This is a genomic window from Gilliamella sp. Bif1-4 (genome assembly GCF_001690535.1).
Classification (GTDB): Bacteria; Pseudomonadota; Gammaproteobacteria; order Enterobacterales; family Orbaceae; genus Gilliamella; species Gilliamella bombi.
Genome location: NZ_LZHC01000062.1, coordinates 125,658 through 141,761 on the forward strand (window position 1 = coordinate 125,658; position 16,104 = coordinate 141,761).

Here is a 16,104-nt window from a genome sequence, read left to right on the forward strand (position 1 = left end):
ATTAATTTTAGAGGAAAAATAATGGCTATTCTAAACAAATCACAAACAGAGAAGCAGAATAAAGATTGCTGGCGAACATCTGAATTATTGATCATTGTTAATTATAAGCGAGGTTTAAGTGAGTAAAAAAACATATGAATTAAATTGGTATGGTTCATTTTTCATTACAATTCAGTTAGATCACGAAAAAGACATCGAGCAAATATTTAAAGAGATGAACGAGTACTGGGGTGGCTGCGAGGATCGACTACGCAAATATAATGACAATATTACTTATGTTGGATTAAAACTGATTGCTGAAAGAGCTTTTTACTTGATTGTTCAAGATCTCACTAGTGTTGAAGAACTTCGCTCAAAAATAAAAGATGAGGAAGGCTTCTGGGATATTGACGAAAAACAAGGGATAAAAATAATTGATTACTACTGGAGTGGCTTAGATGATTTCGGTATAACAATAACGGAGGTGGGTAATGATTAATTGGCGTGATGCTAGCAAAGAGTTGCCAGAAACCCTTACTGATTGCGTTGTAATTACTAGGTCATTTTCGCAGGACGGAAAAATTATAATCAGCACTCGGAACTCATGTTATTACAGAAGAAGCGATAAATGGGGGTATGTTAATGGCTGTCATGTTTTAGCTTGGGTTTACACGCATGAGTTAATACAGTTGTGCGGATTAAATCAATATTTAATGATGGAGTAAATTATGATTACAGATGAAGAATGGAAAAAGCTAAAAGTTGGGGATGTTATCTATGTTGTAAATGATTTATATGATTTACAGTTAACAAAAACAACTATATCAAAAATTACAAAAGCGCAACTAAAGTTAGACTATGCTGAATATTTGTATGTTCAGACTTATAACAAATCTCAATCTGATCGTTTGTTTACCTATGCATGTAATGCATATAAATATGGAATAGATCTTCTGTCAGAAAAAACAAAAAAATTACATAAAAAGATAAACGAAATAGAGTCTAATAAATCTCTTTTTACAAAGAGCTATGAACAACTGGAGCAAGAAAATGGCAAATAATTTAAATCAGTGTTTATTCACCGGCAGAATTGGGAAAATCGATGAGCGTTACACCTCTGATAACAAGTTAATCGTTAATTTCACTATGGCAATTGGTAGCTATAAGAAGAATGGCGATAGCTATGAAGATGTCACAGATTGGGCTAATTTACGAGCGTTCGGTAAGATTGCGGAAAAAGTGCGAGATAAAGGCAAAGGTGCTTTTATTCGTGTTACAACTCGATACAAAACAGATAAATGGCAGGACCAACAAGGCAACAACAAAACAGCCATTTATTTTATAGTTGATGATTTTGAGGCGTTAACGTTCGATAAAAGCAGTAATCAGTCAGCACAACAACATAAACCGCCAGCACCAGCTCAGCAAGATGATTTTATAGATGACGGGATTCCATTTTAGTTTGACAATAATTTTATCGGGTTGTATAGTTGTAAATACTACAACTTTACGCGGACTTCCGCACCCGATAGCCTAGCGGTTTTTTTATGCCTGTTATTTAGGCATTTGATCATATCTATGATCGGGTCGAGAAGACGAAATACAATACTCGAAAGAGAAATAAGTCTCGCCGTCGTAAAGCGGTAGTTGAAGCCCGATCACCCACTAAGTGATCAACTAACTAAACTTTACGAAAGGTACAAAATATGTCAAATCAAATATCTGTTTTTAACTTCAACCAATCCCAAGTACGCATTCAAATAGTAAACAATGAGCCATTGTTTTGCTTAAAAGATATAGCAGAAATTTTAAATATATCAAATGCTAAATCTAGTCGTTTCAATCTTTCTGAAGCTGGGGTACATAAAATGTACCTCAGGTCATCTGGGCAACAAAGAGAATTAACTTTCATTAACGAACCTAATTTATACTGCGTTATTTTTCGCAGTAATAAAAAAGAAGCCATAGACTTCCAAAATTGGGTATTTGATGAAGTATTACCAACAATCCGCAAAACAGGCTCATATTCATTAACAATTAACACCGAACAGCAACAAGCAATCAAAAAAGCGGTAAACGAACGTTCATACAGGACTGGTGAACATTACCAAGCTATCTACACTAAATTCTATGAAAACTTCAAGATACCACGTTACCAAGACTTACCCGCTAGCAAATTTGATAAGGCTATTAAGTGGTTGGGTGGGGTTACAAAAACAAGAAAAGATATGATTGAGGTAAGCAGAACCAACCTAATTTGTTTAGTTCATCACATGCTTTGGTTGAACGATTTCTACATAGACAATCGTTTATATGATGTTTTTAAAATGTTGGGCTCTAATTTCGGTATAAGAATTCACGATCATTTTGGCGACGGTGCTTTTGTTGCTTCGATGTTTAAAAAACAGCTAGAAAAAAAACAATTACAGAAACTATAAATTAAGGGCATTATGCCCTTTTTTAATCCACAAAATCTGTTAATAACTCACTGAACAACCAACCTATTCTATTAATTTATTACAGATATCTGCGCTGATTATTTGGCGTGCAATGAAATAATAGAGAGAGCATTTTTTATCTTTGATTCACCAATTCGGGGGAATCAAAGTATAAATTACAAACACCCGTTTTATTAATTAACGCCAAATTTGGCGAAAAATACAGTATAAGTAAAAGTCTGGAGAAAAATAAAATGTATGACTTAATCGAAGAAAAAGAAATCATGCAAAAGTTTGGCATCAAAAGCAGGACAACAATTTATAATTTAACAAAAAATAAAGGTTTTCCTGCTGCTGTATTGAATTATCCAAAGCGATACAATAAAAAAGCGGTAATTGACTGGTTTAATAATGGCGGAATTAATCAACGTGTTTGATGTGCCAAAGGATCTTATCAGCATATAATTCATATGCCTTTCTTTGATCTTCTAACCAATCATGTTTATTGTAAACAGCCATAACACCACCAAGTTCATGCCCTAACATCCTTTCTGTGATATGGGGCATAACTCCCTCCTCTGATAATCTAGTTGATAATGTCCTTCTAAAATCATGGGAGCTCCATTCTGGCATATCTAATTTTTCACGCAATCGTCTTACATACCTATTAGCTGCTGAAATTGTAATAGAGGTATTTAACGATGTTCCTGGAAACATTTTATCATTAAACATATTTTGTAATTTTTCAACCATTGGTCTAATTTGTTCAAAAATAGGTCTTCTTATTACGTTACCCATTTTGCTATGTCCCTTTGGAACTGTCCAAATCAATTCACCCATATCAAATTCATCAACAGAAGCAAGTCGTAATTCTGAATTTCTAGCCCCCCATAACATTAGCATTTGATGTAGAAGCTTATTTATTGTTGATGCCCTGCTATTCTCAATTGCTAGCCATATTTTTGCCAACTCTTTATATGTTAATACCCTATCACCAATTTCAGTTTTAACGCCTATATTTTTAGGGCTTAATTTCATTAACTCACATGAGTCTATAACTTGACGACTAATACACCAATTTATTGCAGATTTAGCCTGCACTAGTATTGTTCTGGCTCTTTTAAGATTAATTTGTTCTTGCTTTTCAAAAAAAGTGACCCAGTCACGCACAGGTATCTCATTAACTGGTATATCAGGAAATTGATTATAAAGATTTTTGCATACAACGGCTTGATATAGTGTGGCAGTTTTATCTCTAAGCGTTGATACATATTTTTCCATCCAATAATCAAGGCAAGCATTCAAAGTCATACCTGTATTGTTTGCTTGATTATGCTTTTTTGGGTCGATTCCTTTATTGTATAAGTCTCTCAGCTCACCGACCAAAATCCTAGCATCTTTAAGCGATAATGATGGGTAACGTCCTATTGTCATTCTTTGAGCTTTTCCGTTCCATCTATAACGAAATTGAAACGCAATTGTTCCTTTTTGTGATATTCTTACTCCCAAACCATCACCATCGGTTAACTCAGGCAACCCTGTGTAAGGTTTATTTAATATTGATTTTAATTTTGTATCACTTAATGCCATTTTATTTTCTACATTCTGTACACATATAAAAATATAATTATGTACTCAATCTGTACACATTTGCAAGTGAACAAATAAAAAACCGCTTAAATAGCTAAAAACAAAAATGAACAAAAATTTATTATATCTTATTGAATTTAAATAAATAAAAGAACAATTATGGGCAAAGAAGAACAATGAAAAATAACCAAGAACAGCCAAGTTTTTACTTCCACGATTATGAAACATTTGGAACTCATCCTGCATTAGATCGCCCTGCTCAATTTGCTGGAATTCGAACTGATGAGAATTTTAATATTATTGAAGATCCTTTGGTTATATATTGTTGTCAAGCTCAAGACTATCTACCCAATCCAGAAGCGGTACTAATTACTGGCATAACACCTCAAGAAACTAATAACAAAGGAGTTTGTGAAGCTGAATTTACTCGACAAATTCATCAAGCTTTTAGCAAACCTAATACTTGTATTTTAGGATATAACAATATTCGTTTTGATGATGAAGTAACGCGTAATCTTTTATATCGTAATTTTTATGACCCTTATACTTATTGTTGGCAACACAACAATTCAAGATGGGATCTACTTGATGTAGTTCGTGCTTGTTATGCGCTAAGACCAGAAGGAATTAATTGGCCAACTAATGATGAAGGCCTACCAAGTTTTCGTTTAGAACATCTAACAAAAGCAAATAACATTAAGCATGAACATGCACATGATGCAATGTCTGATGTTTATGCGACTATAGCAATAGCTAAATTAATAAAACAAAAACAACCTAAACTGTTTAATTATTTTTTCTCATTACGTAAAAAAAATAAAGTTGCTGAACTTATTGATGTAGTTAATATGACGCCAATAGTTCATGTATCAGGCATGTTAGGTAGCCATCGTGGTAATCTATCTTTAGTTTCACCTATAATTTGGCATCCAGTACAAAATAGTGCCGCTGTTATTTGCGATTTAACTGGAGATATAGATCTCTTAATCGATCTACCTGTTGAGCAAATAAAGGAAAGGCTCTACACCAAAACTAAAGATCTACAATTAGGTGAATCACGAATACCTTTAAAATTGGTTCATACCAATAAATGTCCTGTTATTGCACCATTAAAAACATTATTACCTGAAAATGCTGAACGGTTTAACATTGATATAGAGCAATGTTTAATAAACCAACATAAATTGTTAGAAAATCAAAATTTATTACAAAATAAAATACAGACGTTATTTAATATTGATAATAATAGTCCTATTAATACTATTAACGCTGATGTTGATGCTCAAATTTATGGAAAATTTCTAAATAACCAAGATAAGTTACGCTGCGAGACTATTCGAACAACTCCAATTCATCTATTAGATAGTTTATCATTAACGTTTGATGATCCTCGTTTACCAACACTATTTTTTCGTTATAAAGCACGAAATTACCCACAAACATTAACAGAGCATGAACAGATTATTTGGAAAGATTATTGTCGCGATAAACTCAACACCCCAAAAATTCAAGATTACTTATTAATATTAGAACAATATGCTGAAACTTATATTCAGCAACCAGAAAAACTAGCAATAATTAAACAACTTTATCATTACTGCCATTATTTAGTTGGTAATTAATTTTGACGAGCGTATCATATAGAAAAATAACTTTATGTCACTCTAGCATCCGTCATAATTTATAATTAAGATTAATAGCATTTACGTTATGAAACATTTTCTAGCTAAGCACGCCACCATCAGACATAGACTATATTCTTTATACTATACTTTTTTTAGTTATGGTCGTGGATTGGTCATATTAACTCTTTGTTTATGGGTAGGTAATATTATTTCTAAAATATTACCTATAATAATTCCTGGTAGTATTATTGGTTTATTGATCCTGTTCTTTTTACTTGCATTTCAGTTAATTCCCACTTGCTGGATCAAAAATAGCTGTAATCTATTCATGCGTTACATGACATTATTATTTATTCCTGCAGCAATGGGGATTATGGATAATTATTCACTTTTATTACAAAATTGGGGTCCGATTATATTTGGCTGTGTAGGTGGTTCTCTTATTGTATTGCTTCTAACCGCATTTTTAGCAGAACAATGTCATAAAATCGCAGCAAAAAATTCAATTTCATCACCAAAAGATGAGGTCAATCAGCCATGATATGGATGCTACCATTAACGCTTTTTGTTTTCTTCATTATTAGAAAAATATCATTTAAAATAAAAAATCCGTTATTTAATCCCCTAGTGATTACGGTAATAGTATTAATTCCAATTTTACTGATAACAAACACCAGTTACACACAATACGTTGACAACGTACAAATCATTAATAAACTATTGCCTTATTCTGTTGTTGCTCTCGCCTATCCTTTATATGAACTTATTCCCCAAATTAAAGCTCGTTGGAAGTCAATAATGATTATTACTTTTACCGCATCGCTTGCTTCAATGATAACCGGTGTTTGTATTGTATTTTGGTTAGGTGGAAGTATTGAGATTGCTGCATCTGTGCTACCTAAATCTGTTACTACTGCCATTGCAGTAACAATTGCAAGTAATCAAGATGGTATACCGTCAATAGCTGCATTATGCGTAATATTAGTTGGTACATTAGGCGGTATATTTGGACATCAAATATTAAATTTAGTAAAAATAAAATCAGCACCAGCAAGAGGATTAGCTATCGGTGCTGTTTCACATGCTGTCGGCACTGCCCGTTGTATTGAAGTTGATTATAACGAAGGTGCGTATAGTTCGTTATCATTAGTTTTATGTGGTGTTATGACCTCATTGACAGCACCTTTTTTATTTCCAATAATGGTATTTATTTTTAACTGGTTTTAGCATGAAATTAAAAAAGCTTATTGCTTATATTGCTAGTTTCTGCTTGATTTTAATAACTGCTATTGTAGGTTTAGATTATTGGATCAGCTATAAAACAGCTCCTTATATTTATCATGATGAAAACAAACTTCCTTACCGGACTATTGGTGTTGTACTTGGAACATCGAAATATGTTCGAGGAGGAGGTTTAAATGATTTTTATCGTAATCGTATTGATGGAGCAATTGATCTTTATTGGCAAAACAAAGTTGATTATTTATTATTAAGTGGTGATAACGCTCTTTTAAGCTACAACGAACCAATTACTATGAAGAAGGATTTGATAAAAGCTGGAATTCCTAGCGATGTGATCGTTTTGGATTATGCAGGTTTTAGAACTTTCGATTCAGTGGTTCGTGCCAATAAAGTATTTGATGCAAATAATTTTACTATTATCACTCAAGAGTTTCATTGTGAACGAGCCATTTTTATTGCCCTTGCTCAAGACATACAAGCACAATGTTTTGCTGTGCCCTCCCCTAAAAATATGAAGTTAGTCCGTATCCGCGAAATGTTTGCGCGTGTTAGTGCATTTATTGATCTTTATATTCTAAAAAAAGAACCTAGATATCTTGGCCCTGTAATTCCTATTTTATCTAATGCTCAATAACCATCCTAAATAACAAAAAATTGTAAAAACTTTCAGGAAAGTGCATCTTTAAGTATAAAAACCAAACAAAAGAGAACTTGTCTAATAAATTAGATTGCATTTTTATGCAGGAAAAAGTAATATTTAATCAAATTTAGCATCAAGAAAAATGTATAACTAACAATGAATATTGAATTAAACCATATTAACTGTTTTTATGGTAAACATCAGGCTTTAAATGATGTTTCACTCTGTTATCCACTTGGTGAAACCATTGTTTTACTTGGTCAAAGTGGAGCAGGAAAAAGCTCTTTATTAAAAGTATTTAATTTACTTGAAATACCTAAATCAGGGCAGATGACTATTGCTAACACCCATTTTGATTTTTCTGAAAAAATCAGTGAATCAACAATTAGACATCTCCGTAAAAATGTAGGCATGGTATTTCAAAACTATAATTTATGGCCGCATTTGACGGTACTAGAAAATTTGATTGAAGCACCTTGCCAAATATTAAAGTTATCTAAAAAAGAAGCTTGCGATAAAGCAATGGCAATATTACAAAGATTGCAAATTGATGATATGGCACAACGCTACCCGCTTCACCTCTCAGGTGGACAACAGCAACGTGTCGCTATTGCTAGAGCGTTAATGATGGAACCTCAAATATTATTATTCGATGAACCTACAGCAGCATTAGATCCAGCAATTACATCGCAAATTGCCGAAATTATCAATGAGCTATCTCAAACAGGTATTACACAAATTATAGTTACGCATGAAGTTGATTTTGCACGCAAAATTGCTTCACAAGTAATTTATATGGAGCAAGGTAAAATTATTGAGCGAGGACAACTCGAATGTTTTGCTCATCCTAAAACTGAAGAGTTTAAAGCTTATTTGTCACATTAATTAAAATAAAATTAGGTGGATATATGAAAAAAACGTTACTAGCCATTTGTCTTGCAGGAACTGCTTTTGTAGCTCAAGCAGCAGACACCTTAACAATCGGAACAGAAGCAACTTATGCGCCTTTTGAATTTACTAATGAAAAAAATGAAATCATCGGCTTTGATATTGATGTGATTAATAAGATTTGTGATGAAATAAAAGTTTCATGCAAAATTGTCAATCAATCATTTGATGGTTTAATTCCTAGCTTAAAAACTCGTCGAATTGATGCCGCTATAGCCGGAATTGATATTACGCCAGAACGACAAAAACAAGTTGATTTTACTAAAATTTATTATGATGATAGCTCAATCCAATTTGTTACATTGAAAGATACATTGACTAGTCTCGATCAACTAAAAGGTAAACGAGTTGGTCTACAAAAAGGAACAACTTATCCTAAATATTTAAGTGATAAATTCCCAGATATGAAAGCGGTTAGCTATGATAGTTATCAGTACGCTATTTTAGATTTAAAAGCGAAGAGAATTGATGCAATAGTTTCAAGCTCAATTGTAGCTGGAGAATGGCTAGGCAAAGAGGCAGATATTGTTGCTTTAAGCAATAAAATCACTGACCACGACTATTTTGGTGAAGGTTTAGGAATTGCTATCCGTAAGGGTAACGAAAAATTACTTAACCAATTTGATCAAGCGATAGATAAATTAAAAGCGAACGGTGAGTTAGATGCTATCTATAAAAAATGGTTTAATAAATAAACTATATTTTTAAATAAATATAACAATGATAATCTCGCCGCATTATCTTGCGGCGAATTTATTTTTTAAATTAACCTTGGTTTTTTTATGTTTGATTTTTTTGCAAATAAAATGATATGGATCTCATCGTTAATGGATGGGTATATTTTGCCGCTTATACAAGCAACAGGTATCACATTATCATTGGCCTTTGTATCATTAATTATCGGAATTGTTTTCGCTTTAATTTTCTCAATACTAGAATCTGTTCCATTTAAACCCGTTGCGTGGACAATGTCCTTATTTAATTTAACAATTCGCGCATTACCTGAATTATTAATTGTGGTAGCTATTTATAACGGATTACCACTATTATTAATATTATTAAATGATGGTTTCACAATCGATCTTTATTTTTTGTCATTGACGATACAATTAGATATTCAAGATTTTAATATTAGTCCTTTTTTATGCGGTGTTGCAGCACTATCACTCTTATACGCTGTTTATGCCTCTCAAACGTTACGCGGTGCATTTAAAGCAATTTCTAACGGACAAAAACAAGCAGCTCAAGTACTCGGATTAAATAAATCACGCACGTTTCTTCGCATTATAATGCCACAAATGTGGCGCCATGCCCTGCCTGGATTAAGTAATCAGTGGTTAATTTTGTTAAAAGACACCGCATTAGTTTCAGCAATTGCAATTGATGATTTAATGATGCAAACCAAAACTATCATCGCGCGAACCAACCAACCTTTTTTATGGTATTTTGTTGCAATGATCATATATCTAATTATCTCAATTTTAAGTCAAAAGGTTATATCGCGTATTGAAAGACGCTCAACCTATTTTGAACAACCTACATCAGCGAAAAGTTAGTAAGGCCGTATTATGTCTGATAATTTTATTCATTACCTTAACATCATTGCCCAAGGTTTACCCGATACATTAAGTTTAGGTATTTTGGGCATTTTATCTGCTGGATTGATTGCTGCTTGTCTATCATGTCTATTGTCATTAAATCACTTTATATTAAATAAAGTTATACGCGCATATGTCATTATATTTACAGGTACCCCTTTACTAGTACAACTTTTACTAATTTATTATGGGCCATCACAATTTAGAGATATTTTAATCAAAATACCGACGTTTTATAACATTATTTCTTCGCCTTGGTTTTGTGCCTATTTAACATTAACACTCAATAGTGCCGCCTATACAACTCAAATTTTTTATGGTTCATTAAAAGCCTTACCTAAAGGACAGTGGCAAGCTTGTGAAGCACTTGGCATGAATAAAAAACAAACTTTAAAAGTTGTTTTGCCTTATGCATTAAAAAGAGCCCTTTCGACTTATTCAAATGAAGTTGTCTTTGTAGTAAAAGGCACAGCATTAGCTTCAATGATTCCTGTTATGGATGTTATGGGCTACAGCAATGAATTGAATGCGGATTATTATGATTTCACTATTTTTATTGTTGCTGGGTTAATATATCTCTTGATAAATGGTTTACTTAGCACCATTATGAGGATTATAGAGAAAAAAGCCCTCAAATTTGAAAACTAATATGAGCCAATTTGATTCAGCATCTTTTTTAAAAACAGTCCCACATAAGCCAGGAATTTATCAAATGTTTAATGATAAACAGACGATTATTTATGTGGGAAAGGCTAAAGATCTTAATAATCGCTTAAAAAGTTACTTTAATAATAGTAAAAAAACGCTAAAAACGGATATGCTCGTTAGTCATATCCATCATATTGAATTTACAATTACCAATACCGAAACCGAAGCCTTACTGCTTGAACAGACTTATATTAAAAAGTATCAACCCCGATACAATGTACTGTTAAAAGATGACAAAAGTTACCCTTTTATAAAGTTAAGCAAAGAACAACATCCGCAATTGTCTCTTTATCGTGGTGCGGTCAATCGAAAAAAAGATGAATTTTTTGGCCCTTATCCAAGTGGATATGCAGTAAAGCAAATATTAGCTTTATTACAAAAAACATTTCCAATAAGACAGTGTTTAAATTCAACTTATCGCAACCGAACTCGCCCCTGCCTACAATATCAAATTAAACGTTGCTTAGGCCCTTGTGTGTCTGGATTAGTCAGTGATGAAGATTACCTAGAACAAGTTAACTATGTTAGATTATTTTTATCTGGTCAATCAGATCAGATAATACAAAAAATAACTGAAGATATGCAAAAAGCTAGTAGCGAACTCAACTTTGAAAAAGCAGTAGTTTTGCGTGATCAACTACAAGCAATAAAGCATATCAATGAAAAACAAGCCATATACAACAACAACGATAATCTTGATGTGATCGGTTTTCATTATGAGTCTGGTTTAGCTTGTATATATGTTTTATTTATTCGCAATGGACAAACATTTGGGCATCGTTCTTATTTCCCTAAGGTTCCATCAAATACTGAGCTAGAAGAAGTTATCGAAACCTTTTTAGGACAGTTTTATTTACAAGGCAATCAAAACAGAAATATTCCTAAAAAGATTTTACTTAACTTCTCATTGTCTGATAAACAACCAATAGAAGAAACGCTATCACTTATTGCTGAACATCAAATTAAATTAGTTGATGAACCTAAAGGTGATAACCTAAAATTACTCACTATTGCAACCGTGAATGCTCAAACAGAAGTCAAAAACAAACTACTAGCAAACTCAACAATAAAACAACGTTATGACGGACTAAAAGATTTTTTAAAAATTGACAAAATTAATAGAATGGAATGTTTTGATATCAGCCATTTTATGGGTAAAAACACCATTGCATCTTGTGTTGTTTTTGATGATAAAGGACCTGTTAAATCCGAATTTCGACGCTATAATATTACAGGAATTACCCCTGGTGATGATTATGCAGCAATGCAACAAGTATTATCACGCCGTTACAATAAAAAAGATCTGCCTATCGACAAAATCCCCGATATTATTTTTATTGACGGTGGTAAAGGACAACTAAACCAAGCATTAAAGGTGTTTGAAAAATTAGAAGTAAATTGGAATAAAAATCATCCTATTCTAATTGGCGTTGCTAAAGGTGCTGAGCGTAAAGAAGGACTAGAAACACTATTTTTTGAAGCACACGGTAAAGGATATTATCTTGATGATCACTCACCTGCCCTATTACTCATTCAGCAAATAAGAAATGCATCACACGATCATGCCATTATAGGTCAGCGTAAAAAAGGGACAAAACAATTAACCGACAGTGCCTTAGAACATATTGAAGGTATTGGTGCTAAAAGGCGTCAAGCACTACTGAAACATTTTGGTGGATTAAGAGAGTTAAAAAACGCCAGTATTGATGAAATAGCGCAAGTACAAGGTATATCAAAACAATTAGCTGAAAAAATTTATCTAAATTTACAACAATAACCCATTGAAAAAATAACATATTTCAGGCAACATAATCATTAAGAAAATACTGTTTTTTATTAATCTATAATTCATTGATTAATAAAATAAAAAAAGAGCTTTTGTCACATGAAAATTAATTTTCCAACATTCTTAACACTATTTCGAGTTATTTTAATTCCTTTTTTTGTGCTGGCATTTTATTTGTTACCTCATGAATGGTCTGGTTTTTTCTCTGCATTGATTTTTTTAATTGCGGCCGTGACTGATGTATTAGATGGTTATCTTGCTCGTCGCCTAGGGCAAACAACCAAGTTTGGCGCATTTTTAGATCCAGTCGCCGACAAAATCATAGTAACAATAGCGCTTGTTTTAATTACACAATATTATCAATCATGGTGGATCTCAATCCCTGCAATTATTATTGTTTCACGAGAAATTATAATATCGGCCTTACGGGAATGGATGGCTGAAATTGGTAAACGTAACAATGTAGCTGTTTCGTCAATTGGGAAAATCAAAACGATAGCACAAATGACAGCATTAACTTGGCTACTTTGGCGTCCTTGTGACATTGTTATTTACGCAGGTCTTGCAGCATTGTTTATTGCAACAGTATTAACGCTATTATCAATGTTGCAATATTTATGGATAGCACATAGCGATTTATTAGAAGAATAATTATTTTTAGTTAATTTCTACCTAAGCATATTTTTATATGAGTAATTTTGTTGATAAATTCTAGTAAACAAAATTACTCATCCCCTTCCAAATCAACCAATAACTTTTATTTAAATTATCAATCAGTCAAACATTGAGCAATTAAACGATTTATTTAAAATTTATATTGACTGAAATCATAAGATCGGTAAAATGCTTTGCATTCAAAACGAATTACTTCTAAGTAATCAATTTTGAGCCCGGGTGGTGAAATCGGTAGACACAAGGGATTTAAAATCCCTCGGCCTTTTTGGCCGTGCGAGTTCAAGTCTCGCCCCGGGCACCACTTCTTACCTATGCGTCTATGCGGGAATAGCTCAGTTGGTAGAGCACGACCTTGCCAAGGTCGGGGTCGCGAGTTCGAACCTCGTTTCCCGCTCCAATTCAAAAGTAATAATTAAGACAAGAAGTTAGTGGCAATAATTTTATTTTTAAAGTCCTAATTTAGGTTTAATGATTTTTGTTTTTTGATTTATTTCTGACATTTCCTTTTGCGTTATAAAATAACTCAAATGTCAAATTAAATAAGGACTATTACAAATAATCAAATGTAGACAATTTAATCTCCCTTTAAATTTTCAATGCGTCAATAACAGCTCTTAGCGCAGGAGATATATTTCTATGAGGGTAATAGATATACGATGCTTCGAGCTTAAGACTAAAACGTTGTAGCACTCTAATGAGAACGCCTTTTTCTATATCATCCGCTACCAATTCTTCTGGTACATAGGCTAACCCCAATCCCAAGCGAGCAGCTTTAGCTTCCAAATAACTATCAGCAAAAACCCATTTTCCCTCAGGTCGGTGGGTAATTTTTTCGCCATCTTGATAAAGCTCCCACGAGTACAAACTTCCGTCACCAAGTTGATATGCAATGCAAGGATGTGCCACTAAATCTGCTGGTATTTGTGGAAATCCATAGCGACGAAAGTGGTCGGGAGTGCCAACAATTGCCATTTCCATATCCGGGTAAATACGTACAGCAACCATGCCATCGTTAATTTCTGGACCTAGGCGCACACCGGCATCAAATCTCTCAGAAATAATATCAACAAACCTGCTTTCATTGATAAGTTCCAATCGGATATCAGGATAAAGTTGTTGAAATACCGCTAACTTAGGTAATAGCACTTTATCTATAACATGCTGGCTAGCATTGATGCGAACAGTACCTGATGGAGTATTACGATAATAAGCTAGAGAGGTTAGTCCGTCATTTAATGCATCAAATCCAGATAGTACTTTTTGATAAAATTGTCCACCCGCCTGCGTCAGAGATAATTTGCGCGTTGTGCGAACCAAAAGCTGTAAACCAAGGCGCTTTTCAAGCTCACGGATAGAACGACTTATCCCTGATTGTGCAAGCCCAAGCCGTTTTGCTGCAGCGGTAAAGCTTCCTTCCTGTACAACAATCATAAACAGGTAAAGATCATTGTAGTTTTCTCGCTTAGTTAGCAAAGTATTTTTTTACTCTTATTTATAACAATTTAGTATTAATCTTAGCATTTTTTCCCCACTAATCAATACTATTAATATTAATTATAATAATTACTAATACAATTTCTGCTGAGTTATCTAAATATAATCTATATCAGTAAAAGAAATGAGTAATAAGAGCTTTTAGCAAAATTTGTTCCACCTACTACTATACTATTCACACCAATAAGTGGAGTTATAACTATGAGTACTGATAAGATAAATCAAATTTCACCTTTATCACTGATCGAAAAATGGGACAAGACCTTTCCTAAAAGTACAAAAGTTAATCACCGTAAAGTCGCCTTTCAGAACCGTTATGGAATTATATTAATCGGCGATCTTTATATTCCCAAAAATCAAAATGAATGCGAATTAGCTGCAATCGCAATCAGCGGACCTTTTGGTGCAGTAAAAGAACAAGCGAGCGGGCTATACGCTCAAACACTAGCCGAACAAGGTTTTATTACGTTGGCTTTTGATCCATCTTATACCGGAGAAAGTGCTGGCTACCCACGTAATGTTGCTTCTCCCGATATCAATACCGAGGATTTTAGTGCTGCAGTTGATTTTCTTGGTCTACAAAAAGAAGTGGATCGTAATCGTATTGGACTGCTCGGCATTTGTGGCTGGGGCGGTATGGCATTAAACAATGCAGCAATGGATACTCGTGTAAAGGCTGTTGCAACGAGTGTAATGTACGATATGAGTCGTGCAATGGGTCATGGGGTTGGTGATGGAAAAGATCGTTATTCAACAGCTGATCGACATTCTGTTTTGCAATATCTGAACGAACAACGTTGGGAAGATGCTAAAACAGGTATTCCCACATTAGGTGGACATGATATTTATATCGATGAGAAAGGTAAAGTCAGTGCTTCTAAACGTATTTTGCCAGAAACATTACCAGAAAATCCGCCTCCAGTGTTGAAAGAGTTTTATAATTACTACCGAATGCCTCGTGGTTTTCATCCTCGTTCTATTAATTCGGTTGGAGCATGGAATGCAACAATGCCTCTTTCATTTATGAATATGCCGCTACTAAGCTATGCAAATGAAATTACTATTCCCACATTAATTGTTACTGGTGAAAAGGCTCATTCTCGTTATTTTGCTGAGGATGCTTATAAAATGGTCGGTGGCAAGAAAAAAGAATTGGTAATTGTTTCTGAAGCAAATCATGTCGATTTATATGACAATACCACAGGAAAAATACCATTTACTAAATTTGAACAGTTCTTTAAGACCAACTTAAAATTATAAGGATAGATATTAGCCATCCCAACAAAAATAACTGTATTTACTGATGGCTATTATCATTATATAAATGACAAAAATGTTATTTCTAATATTTTGTTTTTATTAATTTTATAACTACTATATA

General features: G+C 33.4%; 18 protein-coding genes and 2 tRNA genes. 18 read left to right on the plus strand and 2 right to left on the minus strand.

The features are described 5' to 3' along the window. Positions 1-118 precede the first annotated feature (118 nt). The 5 genes from A9G25_RS10090 (at position 119) to A9G25_RS10115 (ending at position 2,854) form a co-directional block, all read left to right on the plus strand. On the plus strand, positions 119-478 hold the full coding sequence (locus A9G25_RS10090) for a DUF2528 family protein (protein ID WP_065626811.1): 360 nt from the start codon (positions 119-121) through the stop codon (positions 476-478). 229 nt (positions 479-707) lie between these two features. Then, on the plus strand, positions 708-1,040 hold the full coding sequence (locus A9G25_RS10100; protein ID WP_065626813.1) for a hypothetical protein: 333 nt from the start codon (positions 708-710) through the stop codon (positions 1,038-1,040). Beyond that, positions 1,030-1,440 carry a single-stranded DNA-binding protein gene (locus tag A9G25_RS10105; RefSeq protein ID WP_065626814.1) on the plus strand — a complete coding sequence of 137 codons (411 nt, stop codon included), beginning with the start codon at positions 1,030-1,032 and terminating at the stop codon, positions 1,438-1,440. The genes A9G25_RS10100 and A9G25_RS10105 overlap by 11 nt, the downstream gene beginning before the upstream one ends. 245 nt (positions 1,441-1,685) lie before the next feature. After that, on the plus strand, positions 1,686-2,417 hold the full coding sequence (locus A9G25_RS10110) for a BRO-N domain-containing protein (protein WP_065626815.1): 732 nt from the start codon (positions 1,686-1,688) through the stop codon (positions 2,415-2,417). 254 nt (positions 2,418-2,671) lie between these two features. After that, on the plus strand, positions 2,672-2,854 hold the full coding sequence (locus A9G25_RS10115) for a helix-turn-helix transcriptional regulator (protein WP_065567557.1): 183 nt from the start codon (positions 2,672-2,674) through the stop codon (positions 2,852-2,854). Here the strand turns inward: A9G25_RS10115 and A9G25_RS10120 are convergent. Next, a complete protein-coding gene (locus A9G25_RS10120; RefSeq protein WP_065626816.1) occupies positions 2,838-4,007 on the minus strand; it encodes a tyrosine-type recombinase/integrase in 1,170 nt (389 codons plus the stop codon). The two genes, A9G25_RS10115 and A9G25_RS10120, sit on opposite strands and share 17 nt — an antisense overlap. A 176-nt stretch (positions 4,008-4,183) precedes the next feature. Between A9G25_RS10120 and sbcB the strand changes: the two genes are divergently transcribed. The 12 genes from sbcB (at position 4,184) to A9G25_RS10180 (ending at position 13,626) form a co-directional block, all read left to right on the plus strand. Next, on the plus strand, positions 4,184-5,629 hold the full coding sequence (gene sbcB / locus A9G25_RS10125; RefSeq protein WP_065626817.1) for an exodeoxyribonuclease I: 1,446 nt from the start codon (positions 4,184-4,186) through the stop codon (positions 5,627-5,629). Between the two features lie 88 nt (positions 5,630-5,717). Next, positions 5,718-6,173 carry a CidA/LrgA family protein gene (locus A9G25_RS10130; RefSeq protein ID WP_081297231.1) on the plus strand — a complete coding sequence of 152 codons (456 nt, stop codon included), beginning with the start codon at positions 5,718-5,720 and terminating at the stop codon, positions 6,171-6,173. Beyond that, positions 6,170-6,859 carry a CidB/LrgB family autolysis modulator gene (locus tag A9G25_RS10135; RefSeq protein WP_065626818.1) on the plus strand — a complete coding sequence of 230 codons (690 nt, stop codon included), beginning with the start codon at positions 6,170-6,172 and terminating at the stop codon, positions 6,857-6,859. The genes A9G25_RS10130 and A9G25_RS10135 overlap by 4 nt, the downstream gene beginning before the upstream one ends. A gap of 1 nt (position 6,860) precedes the next feature. Continuing rightward, a complete protein-coding gene (locus A9G25_RS10140; protein ID WP_081297232.1) occupies positions 6,861-7,508 on the plus strand; it encodes an ElyC/SanA/YdcF family protein in 648 nt (215 codons plus the stop codon). 162 nt (positions 7,509-7,670) lie between these two features. After that, on the plus strand, positions 7,671-8,399 hold the full coding sequence (gene artP, locus A9G25_RS10145) for an arginine ABC transporter ATP-binding protein ArtP (protein WP_065626819.1): 729 nt from the start codon (positions 7,671-7,673) through the stop codon (positions 8,397-8,399). Positions 8,400-8,422: 23 nt separating this feature from the next. Continuing rightward, a complete protein-coding gene (locus tag A9G25_RS10150; RefSeq protein WP_065626820.1) occupies positions 8,423-9,157 on the plus strand; it encodes a transporter substrate-binding domain-containing protein in 735 nt (244 codons plus the stop codon). A 132-nt stretch (positions 9,158-9,289) separates the two neighbouring features. Further along, positions 9,290-10,018, plus strand: coding sequence for an arginine ABC transporter permease ArtQ (artQ, locus tag A9G25_RS10155; protein ID WP_065626959.1), 729 nt, complete (start codon positions 9,290-9,292; stop codon positions 10,016-10,018). A 12-nt stretch (positions 10,019-10,030) separates the two neighbouring features. After that, positions 10,031-10,708, plus strand: a complete 678-nt coding sequence (gene artM / locus A9G25_RS10160; RefSeq protein ID WP_065626821.1) for an arginine ABC transporter permease ArtM — start codon at positions 10,031-10,033, stop codon at positions 10,706-10,708. Position 10,709: 1 nt separating this feature from the next. Then, positions 10,710-12,545, plus strand: a complete 1,836-nt coding sequence (gene uvrC / locus A9G25_RS10165; RefSeq protein ID WP_065626960.1) for an excinuclease ABC subunit UvrC — start codon at positions 10,710-10,712, stop codon at positions 12,543-12,545. A 108-nt stretch (positions 12,546-12,653) separates the two neighbouring features. Continuing rightward, the gene (gene pgsA, locus A9G25_RS10170; protein ID WP_065626822.1) at positions 12,654-13,205 is read left to right on the plus strand and encodes a CDP-diacylglycerol--glycerol-3-phosphate 3-phosphatidyltransferase; all 552 of its coding nucleotides are present in this window, start codon (positions 12,654-12,656) and stop codon (positions 13,203-13,205) included. Positions 13,206-13,442: 237 nt separating this feature from the next. After that, positions 13,443-13,530 (plus strand) — tRNA-Leu (locus tag A9G25_RS10175). Positions 13,531-13,550: 20 nt separating this feature from the next. Continuing rightward, positions 13,551-13,626: transfer RNA gene (locus A9G25_RS10180), tRNA-Gly, on the plus strand. A gap of 188 nt (positions 13,627-13,814) precedes the next feature. Here A9G25_RS10180 and A9G25_RS10185 read toward each other — a convergent pair. After that, on the minus strand, positions 13,815-14,702 hold the full coding sequence (locus A9G25_RS10185) for a LysR family transcriptional regulator (protein ID WP_081297233.1): 888 nt from the start codon (positions 14,700-14,702) through the stop codon (positions 13,815-13,817). A gap of 189 nt (positions 14,703-14,891) precedes the next feature. Between A9G25_RS10185 and A9G25_RS10190 the strand changes: the two genes are divergently transcribed. Further along, complete coding sequence (locus A9G25_RS10190; protein WP_081297234.1) at positions 14,892-15,983, plus strand: alpha/beta hydrolase; 1,092 nt, start codon at positions 14,892-14,894, stop codon at positions 15,981-15,983. The last annotated feature ends 121 nt before the right edge of the window (positions 15,984-16,104 follow it).